Genomic DNA, 15631 nt, shown 5'->3' on the forward strand with positions numbered 1-15631 from the left:
CGGGCCCGGCCTGCGCCCTCCGCAGGCCGGGCCCGTACGCCACAGAGGGCTCAGGCCAGCCCGTACTTCGCCGCCGCCTCCGCGACCGTCTCCTTCTTCACCGCGCCGCGCCGCGCCAGCCGGTCCAGCACCGCCACCGCGATCGACTCCGCGTCGACCCCGAAGTGCCGGCGGGCCGCCTCGCGGGTGTCGGAGAGGCCGAAGCCGTCCGTGCCCAGCGACGTGTACTCCTGCGGGACCCACTGCGCGATCTGGTCGGGCACCTGCCGCATCCAGTCGCTGACGGCGAGAACCGGGCCCGGTGCGCCTTCCAGAGCACGGGTGACGTAGGGGACCCGGTCCTCGCCGCGAAGCTGCGCCGCGTCACAGGACAGGGCGTCACGGCGCAGCTCGCTCCAGGAGGTGGCGGACCAGACGTCGGCCGCGACACCCCAGTCCTCGGCGAGCAGTCGCTGGGCGTCGAGCGCCCAGTGGATGGCGGTGCCGGAGGCCAGCACCTGGGCGCGCGGGGCGTCCTCGGCGGCGGCCCCGGCGGGGAGCTCGGCGGTCCGGTAGCGGTAGAGGCCGCGGAGGATGCCCTCCTCCACGCCCGCGGGCATGGGCGGCTGGACCTTCGGCTCGTTGTAGACGGTGAGGTAGTAGAAGACGTCCGGGTCCTCGCCGGGGGCGGCCTGCCCGTACATGCGGCGCAGCCCGTCCTTGACGATGACCGCCACCTCGTACGCGAACGCCGGGTCGTAGATCAGCGCCGCGGGGTTGGTGGCGGCCAGCAGCGGGGAGTGGCCGTCGGCGTGCTGCAGGCCCTCGCCGGTCATGGTGGTACGGCCGGCGGTGGCGCCGATGACGAAGCCGCGGCCCAACTGGTCGGCGAGCGCCCAGAACTGGTCGCCGGTGCGCTGGAAGCCGAACATCGAGTAGAAGATGTAGAACGGGATCATCGGCTCGCCGTGCGTCGCGTACGACGTGGCCGCGGCCGTGAAGTCCGCCAGCGAACCGGCCTCGGTGATGCCCTCGTTGAGGATCTGCCCGTCCGCCGCCTCCTTGTAGTACAGGAGCTGGTCGCGGTCGACGGGGTCGTAGGTCTGGCCGCCCGGGGAGTAGATCCCGGCGCTCGGGAAGAGCGACTCCATGCCGAACGTCCGGGCCTCGTCCGGCACCACCGGCACCCAGCGCCGACCGGTCTCCTTCTCCCGCATGAGGTCCTTGACCAGGCGTACGAACGCCATGGTCGTCGCGATCTCCTGGCTGCCCGAGCCCTTCTTGAGCGCGTCGAACGGCTTCGCCGCCGGCTCCGGCAGCACCACCGGGTGCACCCGGCGGGCCGGCGCGGGGCCGCCGAGCGCGGCGCGGCGCTCCTGGAGGTAGCGCACCTCGGGGGAGTCGGGGCCGGGGTGGGCGTACGGCACGAGGTCGCCGGCCAGCGCGCTGTCCGGGACCGGCAGCTCCAGCAGGTCCCGCATGCCGCGGAACTCCGCCATCGTGAGCTTCTTCATCTGGTGGTTGGCGTTGCGGGACGCGAAGCCCTTGCCGAGGCTGTAGCCCTTGACGGTCTGCGCCAGGATCACGGTCGGCGCGCCCTCGTGCGCGAGGGCGGCGCGGTACGCGGCGTAGACCTTGCGCGGCTCGTGACCGCCGCGGGAGAGGTGGAAGCAGTCGAGGATCTTGTCGTCGGTGAGCAGCTTCGCCAGCTCGGCCAGCGCGGGCTCCGCGCCGAAGAAGTGCTCGCGGATGTACGCGGCGTCGCGCGTGGCGTACGTCTGGAACTGCGCGTCCGGCACGGCCCGCAGCCGGCGGGCGAGCGCGCCGGTGGTGTCGAGCGCGAGGAGTTCGTCCCAGGCGGAGCCCCACAGCGACTTGACGACATGCCAGCCGGCGCCGCGGAACTGGGCCTCCAGCTCCTGGACGACCTTGAAGTTGGCGCGTACGGGGCCGTCGAGGCGCTGGAGGTTGCAGTTGATGACGAAGGTGAGGTTGTCGAGCTGCTCGCGGGCGGCGAGGGCGAGTGCCGCGGTCGACTCGGGCTCGTCCATCTCGCCGTCGCCGAGGAAGGCCCACACGTGGCTGGCCGAGGTGTCCTTGATGCCGCGGTGGGTGAGGTAGCGGTTGAACCGGGCCTGGTAGATCGCGGAGAGGGGGCCGAGGCCCATGGAGACGGTCGGGAACTCCCACAGCCAGGGCAGCCGCCGCGGGTGCGGATACGAGGGCAGCCCCTCGCCGGGTCCGGCACCGGCACCGGCACCGGCTTCCTGGCGGAACCGGTCGAGGTGCGCCTCGGAGAGCCGGCCGTCGAGGAAGGCGCGGGCGTAGATGCCGGGGGAGGCGTGGCCCTGGACGTAGAGCTGGTCGCCGGAGCCGGGGGCGCGGGGGTCGTCCTTGCCGCGGAAGAAGTGGTTGAAGCCGGTCTCGTACAGCCAGGCCGCGGAGGCGAAGGTGGCGATGTGCCCCCCGAGCCCGTACCGCGACCCGCGGGTCACCATGGCGGCGGCGTTCCACCGGTTCCACGCGGCGATCCGCCGCTCCAGCTCGGGGTCCCCGGGCAGCTCGGGCTCCGCGGCCGTGGGGATGGTGTTGACGTACGGCGTCTCCAGCAGCGCGGGAACGTCCAGACCGGTGTCACCGGCGTACGCAACCGTGCTGCGGAGCAACTGCGCGGCCCGGTCGGGGCCGGCGTGCTGTGCCACAGCGTCCAGGGACTCGCGCCATTCGGCGGTCTCCTGCGGGTCGCGGTCGGGGAGCTGGTCGAGCTGACTGTGCATGGCACTACCTCCTCAACCCGAACTGTAAGTCTCCGATCGATGATCGATCAAAGCTTGGACGGCAAATAAGTGTCGGAGAGCCCAAAGTCGGCATGCCGTGCCAGCCCTCCGTGCACGCAGTGCCTGCGGACGCACGGCGGGGTGTCTCGATGGCGTCCCGCCGGGTGGTGTAAGTGATGCGGACCCCGGGCGCGGAGCTGTCCCGGGTCCGGGGCGCGACCTTCGCGCTCAGCGCGGCGAAGAAGCCGCTGCCCGCGAAGGATGGACCGGCTGCCGGCGGGCGAGACCGCGTGTCAGGGTCGCGGTCTGCGGAGTCGTGGCGTCCCATGCGCTGCACCACGTCGCGGGACGCGATCGGTGTCTCGGCGCCGGACCTGCCGGCGACCGGGGCGGCACGCGCCGTACGGCTGGCCGGGCACGGGGTGCCCGGCCCCGGGGGTTCGGGGCGGGACCCGAGGGGGCCGGGGCGGAGCCCCGGTGGGGGTAGTGGGGGCAACGCCCCCACTACGCTGGCGCGCAGCCCAGGACGTGGGACTTCACCAGTTCCGCGATGGCCGGGTCGCGGCGGCGGAACGCCTCCACGATCTCCGCGTGCTCCTCCGCGTACGCCTGCTGGCGCGTGCCCAGCCAGCGGATCGCCAGCGACGTGTAGATCTCGATGCCCAGCGACTCCCACGTGTGCAGCAGCACGCTGTTGCCCGACGCCCGCACCAGCTCCCGGTGGAACGCCACGGTGTGTCTGACCTGCGCCCCGCCGTCGCCTCTCGCGTCCGCCTCCCGCAGCGCCGCCACGTGCGGCTCCAGCGCCGAGACGTCCGCCGCCAGCCGGGGCGCCGCCAGCTCCGCCGCGATCTGCTCGAGACCGGCCCGTACCGGATAGATCTCCTCCAGATCGGCGGCCGTCAGGTCGCGGACCCGTACGCCCTTGTGCGGCGCCGACTCGATCAGCCGCATGCTCTCCAGCTCGCGCAGCGCCTCGCGCACCGGCGTCTGGCTGACCTCCAGCTCGACCGCGATACGCCGCTCCACGATCCGCTCGCCCGGCTTCCACCGCCCGCTGACGACGCCCTCCACGATGTGCTCGCGGATCTGCTCGCGCAGCGACGGGTGGACGACGGAAGGGGGCATCGGCATCTCCTCGGGATCTCACGCGGACGCGCGGGGGGGTGGAGACGAGAATACGGCGCCCCCGCCCGGACCGGAGCCGGGCAGGGGCGCCGCGGGGTGCGCGTCAGGCGACGCGCGTCAGCGTGCGCTGGCGCGTGTCTCCGCGCGTACGCGCGCGTGAGCGACACGCCTGCTCAGTCGAAGGGATCACCGTTGTACTGCGGCTCGCGCAGCCGGTCCGGGGTGAGCGGGCTCATGGCCGTCACGTCGCGCGGCGAGATCTGGAAGCCCTGCCAGTGCACCGGCATCGGCGTCTGGTCCTCGTCGCGGGCGATGTGGTGGAAGCCGACGTTCATCCAGACGATCGGGTGCTTGAGCTGCTCGCCGTTGGTGGCGTCCACGATGTTCTTCGCGCAGTTGCTGTCGAACTGCCGGTTGTGGTTCGGGAACTTCTCGCACCTCTTGTACTGCGTGAACCACACGTCCTTGCTCGTGAACTTCCGGCCCGTGTAGCGCGCGTTGTTGCTGTGCACCAGCTCCCAGGACCGCGTGTGCCCGTCGCCGTTCTTGCCCGCCGTGCCGCTCACCCGCCACCAGCGGTGCGAACCGGAGTTGCCCGACGTCTCCTCGGTGACGTTCGTGCGGGTCGTCTCCTGCGCCGGGTAGCCGCCCTCGCCGGTGCCGGTGCGCTTCGTGTCGTACTGCTGGATCTTGGCCGGGTGCTCGCTGTCCGTCTGGAAGTCGAGCCGCCAGAAGACGTTGTGCTGGTGGCTGGTCGCGCGGTCCTCCGAGTTCTTGCCGATCGGCCAGCCCTGCTTGTCCGAGGCGTCGAAGTCACCGGGGGAGAGGTTGCCGGTGGCGCCCTCCTTGGCGCTGATGGTGCCGTCGTCGGAGAAGTTCCACTGGGTGATGTAGTAGTAGTAACCCGCCGAGTGGATCGTGTAGACGACGAGGTCGTCACCCTGCGCGCTGTCGTTGCGGCCGTTCTCCTCGCCGACGTCCCAGCTGTTGCCGAAGTGCGCGAAGCCGCGCGGCTGCTGGGTGACGCAGACCGCGTCGTACGCCTCGCCGCCGACCCGGACCGGGCGGCGGGTCCCGCCGGGGCAGTCCTTCTCCTCCAGCGACACGGGCGCGGAGCCGAGGGCTATCTCGGTGACGTCGTAGTACTCGATGTCCCCGTCGTCGTACGGCACGTGTATCTGGCCGAGGCGGGCGCTGTTGAGCACCGGGACGGCGTTGCTGGCGCCCTTCGGCTTGTACGAGACATCCTCCAGGACCAGGCCCGCGTAGTCGTTGTTGCGGTAGCACATCTGCCACTCGGTGCCGTTGGGCAGCTTGTGCGTGATCCGGTACTCCTCGCTGCAGTCCGGCGCCGCCGCCTGCGGTGCCTGCGGTGCCTGCTGTGTTTGCTGCGGAGTGGCGCTGGCGGCGGGGATCGCCGCCGGGGCGGCCGGGAGCAGCAGGACCAGGCCGGCGACGGCGCCCCTGCGCCAGATCGCGGGCCGGCGCCGCGCGTCCGGCCCGTGGGTCGTGGCGTTACGCATGGTGCACCTTCCGCTCGCTCAGGTCGATGACGAAGTCGCGGGTGTCGATCCACGGGCCGTTCCTGACCCGGGTGAAGAGCCGTACGCAGCGGTGTTCCCCGCACTTCTCCAGGCCGCCGGAGTCACCCTGGCGTGCCGTGTACGTCATCCCCTGGACCTGCAACTGCTCTGCGCCGGTCAGCTCTTCGCCGGTCGCCGCCTTGTAGTCCTGCCGCAGACCGGCCCCGACGGGGCTGTCCACCAGCAGGTCGGCGGCTGCCGCCGCCTCCGGCGCGGCCGGCGGAGGCTGGGCGCCGGTGGACTCGACGGTGTCCACGACCTCGTCGCTGGCGAGATTGACGCTCTTGAGGATGAGCGTGTCCCGCGCGTAGTCGTAGAAGTACACCTCGGCGATCCGGTCGTCGCCGGCGCTCACCGAGGTGTCGGCGAGGTCGGTGTTGACGAGCTGCGGCACGCCTTCGCGGCCCCGGACGCCCTCGCTCTCGGTACGCAGCGTCCGGTCCCCGGCGAGCGCCAGCTCCTCGGCGCGCTGCTCCTCCTGCGGCGTCAGCGGGTCGCTGCCCGTGCCGGTCTCGTCCGTCGGGAGCGGGGCGGTGCCCGGCCCCCCGGCGCCCGGCGTCCCCACCGCGCCGGGCACCGGCGACGACGCGGACGCCCCCGGATCCCCGTCCTGTTGGTCGTCGCCCGCCGCGCCGAGCGGCACGGCCACGACGACGGCGGCGGCGGTGCCCGCGACGGCCGTCACCGCCCCCCACACGATGCGCTGTCGCATGCGGCGGCGGCCTCCCCCCGATGTGCTCATGGGAAGTCCCTCCCTTGTCTTCGGTCCCGAGAGATTAGATCGGCCCGGACGGTTGTTCAGCACCCCCTTCCAGCCGTTCTGAACAATCCCGGGCCAGTTGCCGGCGTGCGGGACACGGGGCCATCGGGCCGTGTCGGCGGGGCGGTTTATCGTGGTTGGTGACCAGGGGGAGCAGGGGAACGAGGGGGTCCGCCCATGGGGCGGCGGGAGAAGCCCGTGGATCCGTCCGCGGGCCCGGTCCAGCGTTTCGCGTACGAGCTGCGCAAGCTGCGGGCCGAAGCAGGAGGACCGACCTACCGGCAGCTCGCCGCGCGCGGGCCGTACTCGGTGACGGCACTGTCGCAGGCCGCCGCCGGCGACCGGCTGCCCTCGCTGCCGGTGGCGCTGGCGTACGTGCAGGGCTGCGGCGGCGACCCGGGCGAGTGGGAGTGGCGCTGGCGGCTGGCGGCGGCGGAGGAGGCGGAGCAGCCGCCGCGGTCCGGCGCCGCCGTGCCGCCGTACCGCGGCCTGGCCCGCTTCGAACCCGGCGACCGCGAGCGGTTCTTCGGCCGCGACCGGCTCACCGCGGACCTCGTGGAGCTGGTCCGCGCGCACCGCTTCGCGGCCGTCTTCGGCCCGTCGGGCAGCGGCAAGTCGTCGCTGCTGCGCGCAGGGCTCGTACCGGCCCTCCAGTCGGGGGGCGTACGGGGCGCGGACCGCGAGGGCGACGAGCAGCGGGAGCCGGGCGCACAGGGAGGGGGACCGGTCTGTCCGCCGCCCGCCGCGCTGCGCATCCTCACCCCCGGCGAGCACCCGGCGCGTACCCATGCCGACGTGCTCGACGCGGCCCCGGCCGAGGGCGACACGTATCTCCTCGTCGACCAGTTCGAGGAGGTCTTCACCCTCTGCCAGGACCTGGGGGAGCGCGCCGCCTTCCTCGACCGCCTCCTCGCCGCCCGCGACCCCGCGCGCCGGCTGCGGGTGGTCATCGCCGTCCGGGCCGACTTCTACGGCCGCTGCGCCGAGCACCGCGCGCTGACCGAAGCGCTGCGCGACGCCCAACTGCTCGTCGGCCCGATGTCGCCGGCGGAGCTGCGCGAGGCGGTGGTCAGGCCCGCGGCGGCCGAGGGCCTGATCGTCGAACGGGCCCTGACGGCGCGCATCCTCAAGGACGTCGACGGCGAGCCGGGCGCGCTGCCGCTGATGTCGCACGTCCTGCTGGAGACGTGGCACCGCAGGCGGGGCAGGTCGCTGACGGAGGAGGCGTACGAGGCGGCGGGAGGCGTCCGCGGCGCCATCGCGAGGACGGCGGAGCGGGTCTACGGGGAACTGACGCCGGCTCAGCAACAGGCCGCCCGCCGCGCGCTGCTCCGCCTGGTCTCCCCGGGCGAAGGCTCCCAGGACACCCGCCGCCCGGCGCCCCGGGCGGAACTGGCGGAGATCGCGGCGCACGCGGCACCCCCAGGCGGGAACAGCGGGGACGGCGGCACCGGGGCCCGGGACGGGACGGGGCCGGGGAAGCCCTCCCGCCCGTCAGCCGCGCCCGCCCGCCGTCCCGCCGCCCGGCCCGCGCACCGCGACGGCGACCCGGCACACCCGCCCGCGCCCGGCGATCCCGCCGCCGACGTCGGGCACGTCCTCGAACGGCTCGTCGAGGCCCGCCTGCTGACCCTCGACGACGACGTCGTCGACCTCGCGCACGAGGCGCTGCTCACCGCCTGGCCCCGGTTGCGAGGCTGGATCGAGGAGGACCGCGAGCGCATGCGCGCCCTGCGGCGGCTCACCGAGGCCGCCCACGGCTGGGAGGAGCTGGACCGCGACCCGGGGGCGCTGTACCGGGGGAGCCGGCTCGCTGAGGCCGAGGAGCTGTTCGCCGACCGGCCGCAGGAGCTGACCGGCGGCGAGGGCGCGTTCCTCGCCGCCAGCACCGCCGCCCGCGGCCGGGAGAAGCGGCGGTTCCGCGGCCTGCTCACCACGCTGGTCGCGCTGCTCGTGCTCGCCCTGGTCGCCGGGCTGTTCGCCTGGCAGCAGGACCGCGCCGCCGACGCAGAGCACCGCCGCGCCGAGGCCCGCCGCGTCGCCGCCGTCGCCGGCAGCCTGCGGTTCACCGATCCCGTACGGGCCATGCAGCTCAGCGTCGCCGCCTGGCGGCTCGCCGACACCCCGGAGACCCGCGGCGCCCTGCTCGGCGCGCTGCACCAGCGCGAGTCCGACTCGTTCGCCCTCCCGCAGTCCGGGGAGCCCCGCGCGCAGCGCTTCCTCAGCGCCGACGGCACCACGGTCACCAGCGTCGGCAAGGACCGCACCGAGCGCTGGGACGTCGCCACGCACCGCCGGGTCGGCTCCGGTCCCGGCCTCGGCCACCCCGCCGACGAGTCCGACTTCCAGGTCTCCCCCGACGGCCGCACCCTCGCCGTCGCCGACGAGGACGGCGGTGTGCGGCTGCGCCCCGGCCGCGGCGAGATACCCGGCTCGACGGGCTGGTTCGGGCCCAGTGGCCGGACGTACGTGACGCACACCTGGTCCCCCGACGCCACCCGCACGCACCTCGTGCTCCATGACGTACGCAGCCGCAAGCGGCTCTTCTCCTACACGACGGGCACCGGCGACACCGGCTGGTTCAGCAACGTCAGCCCCGACGACCGGCTCGTCGTCGTGTGCCCGGACCGCGGCGTGCCGCAGGTGTGGCGCACCGGCGGGCGGCAGCGCATGGTGCGCGCGTTCCCCGGCGCCCGGGACGCCTGCGGCCCCGGCACGACGGCGCTGGAGTTCACGCCGGACAGCCGCGGGATCGTCGTCATGAACGACTCCGGCTTCCGGGTGCTGGACGTGGCGACCGGACGCAAGCGGCTGGAGGTGGACCGCGACGGGCTCTCGGAGATCGAGTTCAGCCGCGACGGCTCGCTGGTCGCCGCCGTGGGCCCGGACGAGCTGATCGTCTGGCGCACGGCCGACGCCTCGGCGCCGGTGCTGCGCCACCCGCTGGTCAGCGAGTACGCGACGGAGCTGCGCGTGACGCCGGGCAACGCGGAGCTGCGGTACCTCAGCGGGCTGTCCGGTCACGTGGTGCGTACCGTACGGCTGGACGGCATCGCGGGCGCCGGCTGGCACGAACGGCGGCTGGAGGGCGCGGTGTTCAGCCCGGACGGCGGCAAGCTGGCCACCGCCCGCCGGTCGGGGGCGCGGGGCGTGTTCGAGGTGCGCGACATGCGCGACACGCGCGGGGACCGGATGCCGAAGATGCCGCCGCCGCTGCCGTGCCGGGTGCCGGAAGGGCTGGATCCCGTCGCGGACTTCTGCATTCCGCTGATGGCGTTCAGCCCGGACGGCCGCAGGCTGGCGTACGCGCTGCCGAGCGTGATGGGCGACGAGCCGGAGCGGGTGCGGGTGTGGGACACGGAGACGGGCCGGGTCGTGCGGACCCTGGACGTCACCCCGGATCCCGCCCGTACCAACCCGCTGAACAGCCTCGCCTACGGGGCGGGCGGCAAGCTGATCCTCTCGCGCATACCCGACCGGGAGTCCCTGGAGGTGTGGGACGTCTCGCGCGGCGAGCGCGTGCGGCGGCTGCCGGAGGCCGGCGGCGACCCGCTGGCCCTCGACCCCGGCGGCGGACTGCTGGCCACCGGCGACGACCAGCTCGTCACCCTGCGCGGCGGCAGAGTCACCCCGCGCCCGCTGGCGCAGGACGGCGTGCGCTCCGTGGAGTTCAGCCCGGACGGCCGCTTCCTCGCCGCCGGCGACGACTCCGGCCGCGTCACGCTGTGGGACGGTGCGGGCCGCCGCCGGCTCGGGGTCCTGCCCGGTACGTACCGGGGGATGCAGACGGGTGCCGCGGAGCCGGCGACGGCGCTGGCGTTCTCGCCGGACGGCCGCACGCTGGCGGTGGCGGGGGTCTCGGGGACGCTGCGGCTGTGGGACACCGCGTCGAACCAGTCGCTGGGCGGCAGCCTGCCGACGGCCGGAGACGAGCTGCTCGCGGTGTCCTTCAGCCCCGACGGCAGCGAGGTCTACGCGGTCGGCCGGCACTCCGCGCCGCGCGCCTACCCGGCCGACCCGGAGCGGGCGCGGCAGGCGGTGTGCGCCCGCGCGGGCGGCGGTCTGTCGCGGGCCGACTGGGAGGCGTACCTGCCGGGGACGGGATACCGGGAGACCTGCTGACAGGACCCGGCCCGGAACACGACCGCGCCCCCGCCCGAGCTGCTGCTCGTCGGCGGGGGCGCGGCCGGTTCGTACGGCTACCGGAAGGCTCGCCTCACAGGCCGATCTCGCTCTCGAACTCGCCCGCCTCCAGCAGGCCCTTGACCGTGCCCAGGTAGCGGGCGGCGTCGGCGCCGTCCACCAGGCGGTGGTCGTAGGAGAGCGTCAGATACGTCATGTGCCGCACGGCGATCGTCTCGCCCAGCTCCGGGTGGTCGACGACCGTCGGCCGCTTGACGGTGGCGCCGAGGCCGAGGATGGCGACCTGGTTCGGCGGCACGATGATCGTGTCGAACAGCGCGCCGCGCGAGCCGGTGTTGCTGATGGTGAAGGTCGCGCCCGAGACCTCGTCCGGGGTGATCTTGTTGCTGCGGACCTTGTCCGCCAGCTCCGCCGTCTTCCTGGCGATGCCGGCGATGTTGAGGTCGCCCGCGCCCTTGATGACCGGGGTCATCAGGCCCTTGTCCGTGTCCACCGCGATACCGACGTTCTCGGTGTCGAAGTAGCTGATCGTGCCCTCGTCCTCGTTGATACGGGCGTTGACGACCGGGTGGGCCTTCAGCGCCTGGACGGCGGCCTTGACGAAGAACGGCATCGGCGAGAGCTTCACGCCCTCGCGCTGCGCGAACGCGTCCTTCGCCCGGGCCCGCATCCGCATGATGCGGGTGACGTCCACCTCGACCACGGTGGACAACTGGGCCTGGCCGTGCAGGGCGCGCATCATGTTGTCGCCGATGACCTTGCGGATGCGCGGCATCTTCACGGTCTGGCCGCGCAGCGGCGACGCCTCCAGCACGGGCGCCGCGGGCCGGCCCGCCGTGCGCGCCGCGGGGGCGGCGGCCGGGGCGGAGGCGGCGGCGCGGGCGGCCTGCTCGGCGGCGGCGATGACGTCCTGCTTGCGGATCCGGCCGCCGACGCCGGAGCCCTTGACGGTGGCCAGGTCGACGCCGGACTCGGCGGCGAGCTTGCGCACCAGGGGCGTGACGTACGCACCCTCGGCGACGGGCGCCGTGGGCGGGGGCGCCGGAGCCGCGGCGGCGGGGGCCGGCGGAGCGGCCGGAGCCGGGGGCGCGGCGGGCGCCGGGGGCGCGGCCGGAGCCGGCGGCGCGGGCGGCGGCGGGGGTGCCGGGGCGACGGCCGGGGCGGGCGGCGCGGCGGCGGGCTGCGGAGCCGCAGCCGCCGGAGCGGCGTCCTGCGGTGCGGCCGGGGCGGCGGGCGCCGCCGGGGTGGCCGCGCCGCTGCCGATGACGGCCAGCTTGGCGCCGACCTCCGCCGTCTCGTCCTCCTGGACGACGATCTCCAGCAGCGTGCCGGACGCCGGGGAGGGGATCTCGGTGTCGACCTTGTCGGTGGAGATCTCCAGCAGCGGCTCGTCGGCCTCGACCTGCTCGCCGACCTGCTTGAGCCAGCGGGTCACCGTGCCTTCGGTGACCGACTCGCCCAGCTCGGGCAGCGTGACATCGGTGCCCTGGGCACCGCCGGCGGCCTGCGCGGGCGCGGGCTGCTGCGGCGCCGGGGCCGGCGCCGCGGCGGGAGCCGGGGCTTCGGCCGGCGCCTGTGCGGGTGCCGGAGCCGGCGCGGCGGCGGGCGCCGCAGCCGGGGCCGGGGCCTGCTCGGCGGCCGGCGCGGGCGCCGCCGCGACGCCGCCCGCGCCATCGTCGATCACGGCCAGCTCGGCGCCGATCTCAACGGTCTCGTCCTCGGCCACCTTGATGGAGGACAGCACTCCGGCGGCGGGGGAGGGGATCTCGGTGTCGACCTTGTCGGTGGAGACCTCGAGCAGCGGCTCGTCGGCCTCGACACGCTCGCCCTCGGCTTTGAGCCAGCGCGTGACGGTGCCCTCGGTGACGCTCTCGCCGAGCGCCGGCAGGGTTACGGAAACCGCCATGGTTTCGGTTGCTCCTAACGATCTTTGCGGATGGTGGGCGTGTCCGGGCTCAGTCGTGAGCGTGGAGCGGCTTGCCGGCCAGCGCCAGGTGGGCTTCGCCGAGCGCTTCGTTCTGCGTCGGGTGCGCGTGGACGAGCTGGGCCACCTCGGCCGGCAGCGCCTCCCAGTTGTAGATGAGCTGCGCCTCACCGACCTGCTCGCCCATGCGGTCGCCGACCATGTGAATGCCGACCACAGGGCCGTCCTTGACCTGGACGAGCTTGATCTCGCCCGAGGTCTTGAGGATCTTGCTCTTGCCGTTGCCCCCCAGGTTGTACTTCAGCGCCACGACCTTGTCGGCACCGTACGTCTCCTTCGCCTTCGCCTCCGTGATGCCCACGGACGCGACCTCCGGGTGGCAGTACGTCACCCGCGGCACGCCGTCGTAGTCGATCGGCACCACGTCGAGGCCGGCCAGCCGCTCCGCGACCAGGATGCCCTCGGCGAAGCCGACGTGCGCGAGCTGGAGAACCGGGGTCAGGTCGCCGACGGCGGAGATCGTGGGCACGTTCGTGCGCTTGTACTCGTCCGTGAGGACGAAGCCGCGCTCTATGGCCACGCCCTGCTCCTCGTAGCCCAGCCCCTGCGAAACCGGGCCGCGGCCCACCGCGACCAGCAGGACCTCCGCCTCGAACTCCTTGCCGTCGGCGAGGGTGACCTTGACGCCGTCCTGGGTGTACTCGGCCTTCTCGAAGAAGGTGCCCAGGTTGAACTTGATGCCGCGCTTGCGGAAGGCGCGCTCCAGCAGCTTGGAGCTGTTCTCGTCCTCCGCGGGCACCAGGTGCTTCAGGCCCTCGACGATCGTCACGTCGGTGCCGAAGGACTTCCACGCGGAGGCGAACTCCACGCCGATCACGCCGCCGCCCAGCACGATCGCCGACTTCGGCACCCGGTCCAGGAGCAGCGCGTGCTCCGAGGCGATGATGCGGTTGCCGTCGATCTCCAGGCCCGGCAGGGACTTCGAGTACGAACCGGTGGCGAGCAGCACGTGCCGCCCGGTGTACCGCTGGCCGTTCACGTCCACCGAGGTCGGCGAGGACAGCCGGCCCTCGCCCTCCACGACGGTGACCTTGCGGGAGGCGATCAGCCCCTGCAGGCCCTTGTAGAGGCCGGCGACCACGCCGTCCTTGTACTTGTGCACGCCGGCCATGTCGATGCCGTCGAGCGAGGTGATCACTCCGAAGGATGCGCCTTCGCGCGCCTGGTCGGCGAGCTCCCCGGCGTGCAGCAGCGCCTTCGTCGGGATGCATCCGCGGTGCAGGCAGGTGCCGCCCACCTTGTCTTTCTCGATCAGGGCGACGTCAAGACCCAGCTGAGCACCCCGCAGGGCGGCGGCATAGCCACCGCTGCCGCCTCCGAGGATCACCAGGTCGAAAACGGTGCTGGCGTCGTTCGCCACGTCACGTCCTCCATGCATGTGCGCCGGTGGCCGGCCGTGGTGCGGCCGGGCGGCGGCTCCTTAAATCGGCCGCTCTACTACTGAGGCCCTGTCCTGCCATCAGCCATCTTCGCACTTGTCGCCGGAAGGCGGGGACGCGGGCCGCACCCCGCCGGCCGGCAGACCGGTCGCCGGCGGGGTGCGGTGCACGTCAGACCAGGTCGCCGTGGGCGGCCTCCTCGGCGATCGCCACCAGCGTGCGCACCGCGGAGCCGGTGCCGCCCTTGGGGGTGTAGCCGTACGGTCCCGAGGTGTTGAAGGCCGGGCCCGCGATGTCCAGGTGCGCCCAGGTGATGCCGTCGCCCACGAACTCCTCCAGGAAGAGCCCGGCCACCAGCCCGCCGCCCATCCGCTCGCCCATGTTGGCGATGTCGGCGATCGACGACTCCATGCCCTTCTTCAGCTCCGGCGGCATCGGCATCGGCCAGGACTGCTCGCCCGCCGCCTCTGCCAGCACGTGGATCCGGGTCCTGAAGGCGTCGTCGTTGGCCATGATCCCGAACGTGCGGTGACCCAGGGCCAGCACCATGGCGCCGGTGAGCGTCGCCACGTCGATCATGTAGTCGGGCTTCTCCTCCGACGCCTTCGTCAGCGCGTCGGCGAGGACGAGCCGGCCCTCGGCGTCGGTGTTCAGCACCTCGACGGTCTTGCCGCTGTACATCCGCAGCACGTCGCCGGGGCGGGTGGCGGAGCCGGACGGCATGTTCTCGGCGAGCGCCAGCCAGCCGGTGACGTTCACCTGCACGCCCAGCCGGGCGGCGGCCGAGACGGCGGAGAGCACGGCGGCGGCGCCGCTCATGTCGCACTTCATCGTCTCGTTGTGACCGGCGGGCTTGAGCGAGATGCCGCCCGAGTCGTACGTGATGCCCTTGCCGACCAGCGCGATCGTCTGCGTCGCCTTCGGGTGCCGGTGCTCCAGGCGCACCAGCCGGGGCGGGGTCTGCGAGCCCTGGCCGACGCCGAGGAGGCCGCCGTAGCCGCCCTTGGCGAGCGCCTTCTCGTCCGTCACCGTGACCTTGAAGCCGTGCTCCTTGCCGGCCTGCTGGGCGGCGGCGGCGAAGCCGGTGGGGTCGAGGTCGTTGGAGGGGAGGTTGATCAGGTCGCGGGCGCGGTTGACCTCCTCGGCGAGCACGGTGGCGCGCTCGACGGCGGCGCGGTGGGCCTTGTCGCGCTTGCCGCCGAGGAGGGCGATCTCGGCGAGCGGGGCCTTGACGCCGTTGCCGTTCGCCTTGCCCTTCGCACTCTTGGCGTCCTTGGCGTCCTTGCCGTCCTTGGCTGCTTTGGCGCCCTTGCCGTCGCCGGCCGCGGTGTCCGCGCCGCCCTCGCGGTAGGCGTGGAAGGCGTACGCGCCGAGAAGCGCGCCCTCCGCCACGGCGGCGGTGTCGTCGGCGACGTCCAGCGGCAGCGCGAACGCGGCCTTCTTCACGCCGGCCAGCGCGCGGGCGGCGCTGCCCGCGGCGCGGCGCAGGGCCTCCGTGTCGTAGCCGTCACCCTTCGCGGGCACGGCGCCGAGGCCGACGGCGACGACCAGGGGCGCCTTGACGCCGTCGGGCGCGGGCAGCTTCGTGACCTCGCCCTCGCCACCGGAGGCCCCGAGGGCCTCCAGCACGGCGGCCAGCTTCCCGCCGTACGCCTCGTCGACCGCCTCCGCCCCGGGGGCGGGCACGGGCCCTTTGGGGCCCTTGGCCACACCCACGACGACGGCGTCCGCACGCAGGCCGGTGGCGGACGAGGAACTGAGAGTCAGAGCAGTCACGGTGGTGAGGATCCATTCTCGGGTGCGGTTTCTGGGGGTGTACGCCGCATCGTATGTGGTGCGCGCCCCGCCGGGGGCGGCGGGTTGACGGCGGGTTTCCCCGCGTAGGGGCAGGTGGCGGG

General features: G+C 73.8%; 8 protein-coding genes. 1 reads left to right on the top strand and 7 read right to left on the bottom strand.

The features are described 5' to 3' along the window. Window positions 1-50: 50 nt before the first annotated feature. The 4 genes from aceE to B124_RS06425 all read right to left on the bottom strand — a co-directional run bounded on the left by aceE (window position 51) and on the right by B124_RS06425 (window position 6179). A complete protein-coding gene (gene aceE, locus B124_RS06410) occupies window positions 51-2756 on the bottom strand; it encodes a pyruvate dehydrogenase (acetyl-transferring), homodimeric type (protein WP_496501682.1) in 2706 nt (901 codons plus the stop codon). A 504-nt stretch (window positions 2757-3260) separates the two neighbouring features. Further along, entirely contained in the window at window positions 3261-3884 is a 624-nt protein-coding gene (locus B124_RS06415) for a GntR family transcriptional regulator (protein ID WP_496501683.1), read from the bottom strand. Between the two features lie 173 nt (window positions 3885-4057). Then, entirely contained in the window at window positions 4058-5407 is a 1350-nt protein-coding gene (locus B124_RS06420; RefSeq protein ID WP_496501684.1) for a copper amine oxidase, read from the bottom strand. Further along, window positions 5400-6179 carry a hypothetical protein gene (locus B124_RS06425; RefSeq protein WP_496501685.1) on the bottom strand — a complete coding sequence of 260 codons (780 nt, stop codon included), beginning with the start codon at window positions 6177-6179 and terminating at the stop codon, window positions 5400-5402. Before B124_RS06425 ends, B124_RS06420 begins: the two co-directional genes overlap by 8 nt. 225 nt (window positions 6180-6404) lie before the next feature. On the opposite strand from B124_RS06425, the gene B124_RS06430 reads away from it, so the two are divergent. Then, window positions 6405-10349 carry an nSTAND1 domain-containing NTPase gene (locus B124_RS06430; protein WP_496501686.1) on the top strand — a complete coding sequence of 1315 codons (3945 nt, stop codon included), beginning with the start codon at window positions 6405-6407 and terminating at the stop codon, window positions 10347-10349. Between the two features lie 94 nt (window positions 10350-10443). Here B124_RS06430 and sucB read toward each other — a convergent pair whose 3' ends face one another. The 3 genes from sucB to B124_RS06445 form a co-directional block, all read right to left on the bottom strand. Next, window positions 10444-12276 (bottom strand): 2-oxoglutarate dehydrogenase, E2 component, dihydrolipoamide succinyltransferase, encoded by a 1833-nt coding sequence (sucB, locus tag B124_RS06435; RefSeq protein WP_496501687.1) that lies wholly within the window; start codon window positions 12274-12276, stop codon window positions 10444-10446. Window positions 12277-12325: 49 nt separating this feature from the next. Next, window positions 12326-13714, bottom strand: a complete 1389-nt coding sequence (lpdA, locus tag B124_RS06440; protein WP_496501688.1) for a dihydrolipoyl dehydrogenase — start codon at window positions 13712-13714, stop codon at window positions 12326-12328. 190 nt (window positions 13715-13904) lie between these two features. After that, a complete protein-coding gene (locus B124_RS06445) occupies window positions 13905-15509 on the bottom strand; it encodes a leucyl aminopeptidase (protein WP_496501689.1) in 1605 nt (534 codons plus the stop codon). Window positions 15510-15631: the final 122 nt, after the last annotated feature.

Source organism: Streptomyces sp. CNP082 (genome assembly GCF_059570535.1).

What these genes read in the sequence shown, in the direction of transcription:
- aceE (WP_496501682.1), bottom strand. Translation starts at nt 2,756, where the DNA reads ATGCACAGTCAGCTCGACCAGCTCCCCGACCGCGACCCGCAGGAGACC.
- B124_RS06415 (WP_496501683.1), bottom strand. Translation starts at nt 3,884, where the DNA reads ATGCCCCCTTCCGTCGTCCACCCGTCGCTGCGCGAGCAGATCCGCGAG.
- B124_RS06420 (WP_496501684.1), bottom strand. Translation starts at nt 5,407, where the DNA reads ATGCGTAACGCCACGACCCACGGGCCGGACGCGCGGCGCCGGCCCGCG.
- B124_RS06425 (WP_496501685.1), bottom strand. Translation starts at nt 6,179, where the DNA reads ATGCGACAGCGCATCGTGTGGGGGGCGGTGACGGCCGTCGCGGGCACC.
- B124_RS06430 (WP_496501686.1), top strand. Translation starts at nt 6,405, where the DNA reads ATGGGGCGGCGGGAGAAGCCCGTGGATCCGTCCGCGGGCCCGGTCCAG.
- sucB (WP_496501687.1), bottom strand. Translation starts at nt 12,276, where the DNA reads ATGGCGGTTTCCGTAACCCTGCCGGCGCTCGGCGAGAGCGTCACCGAG.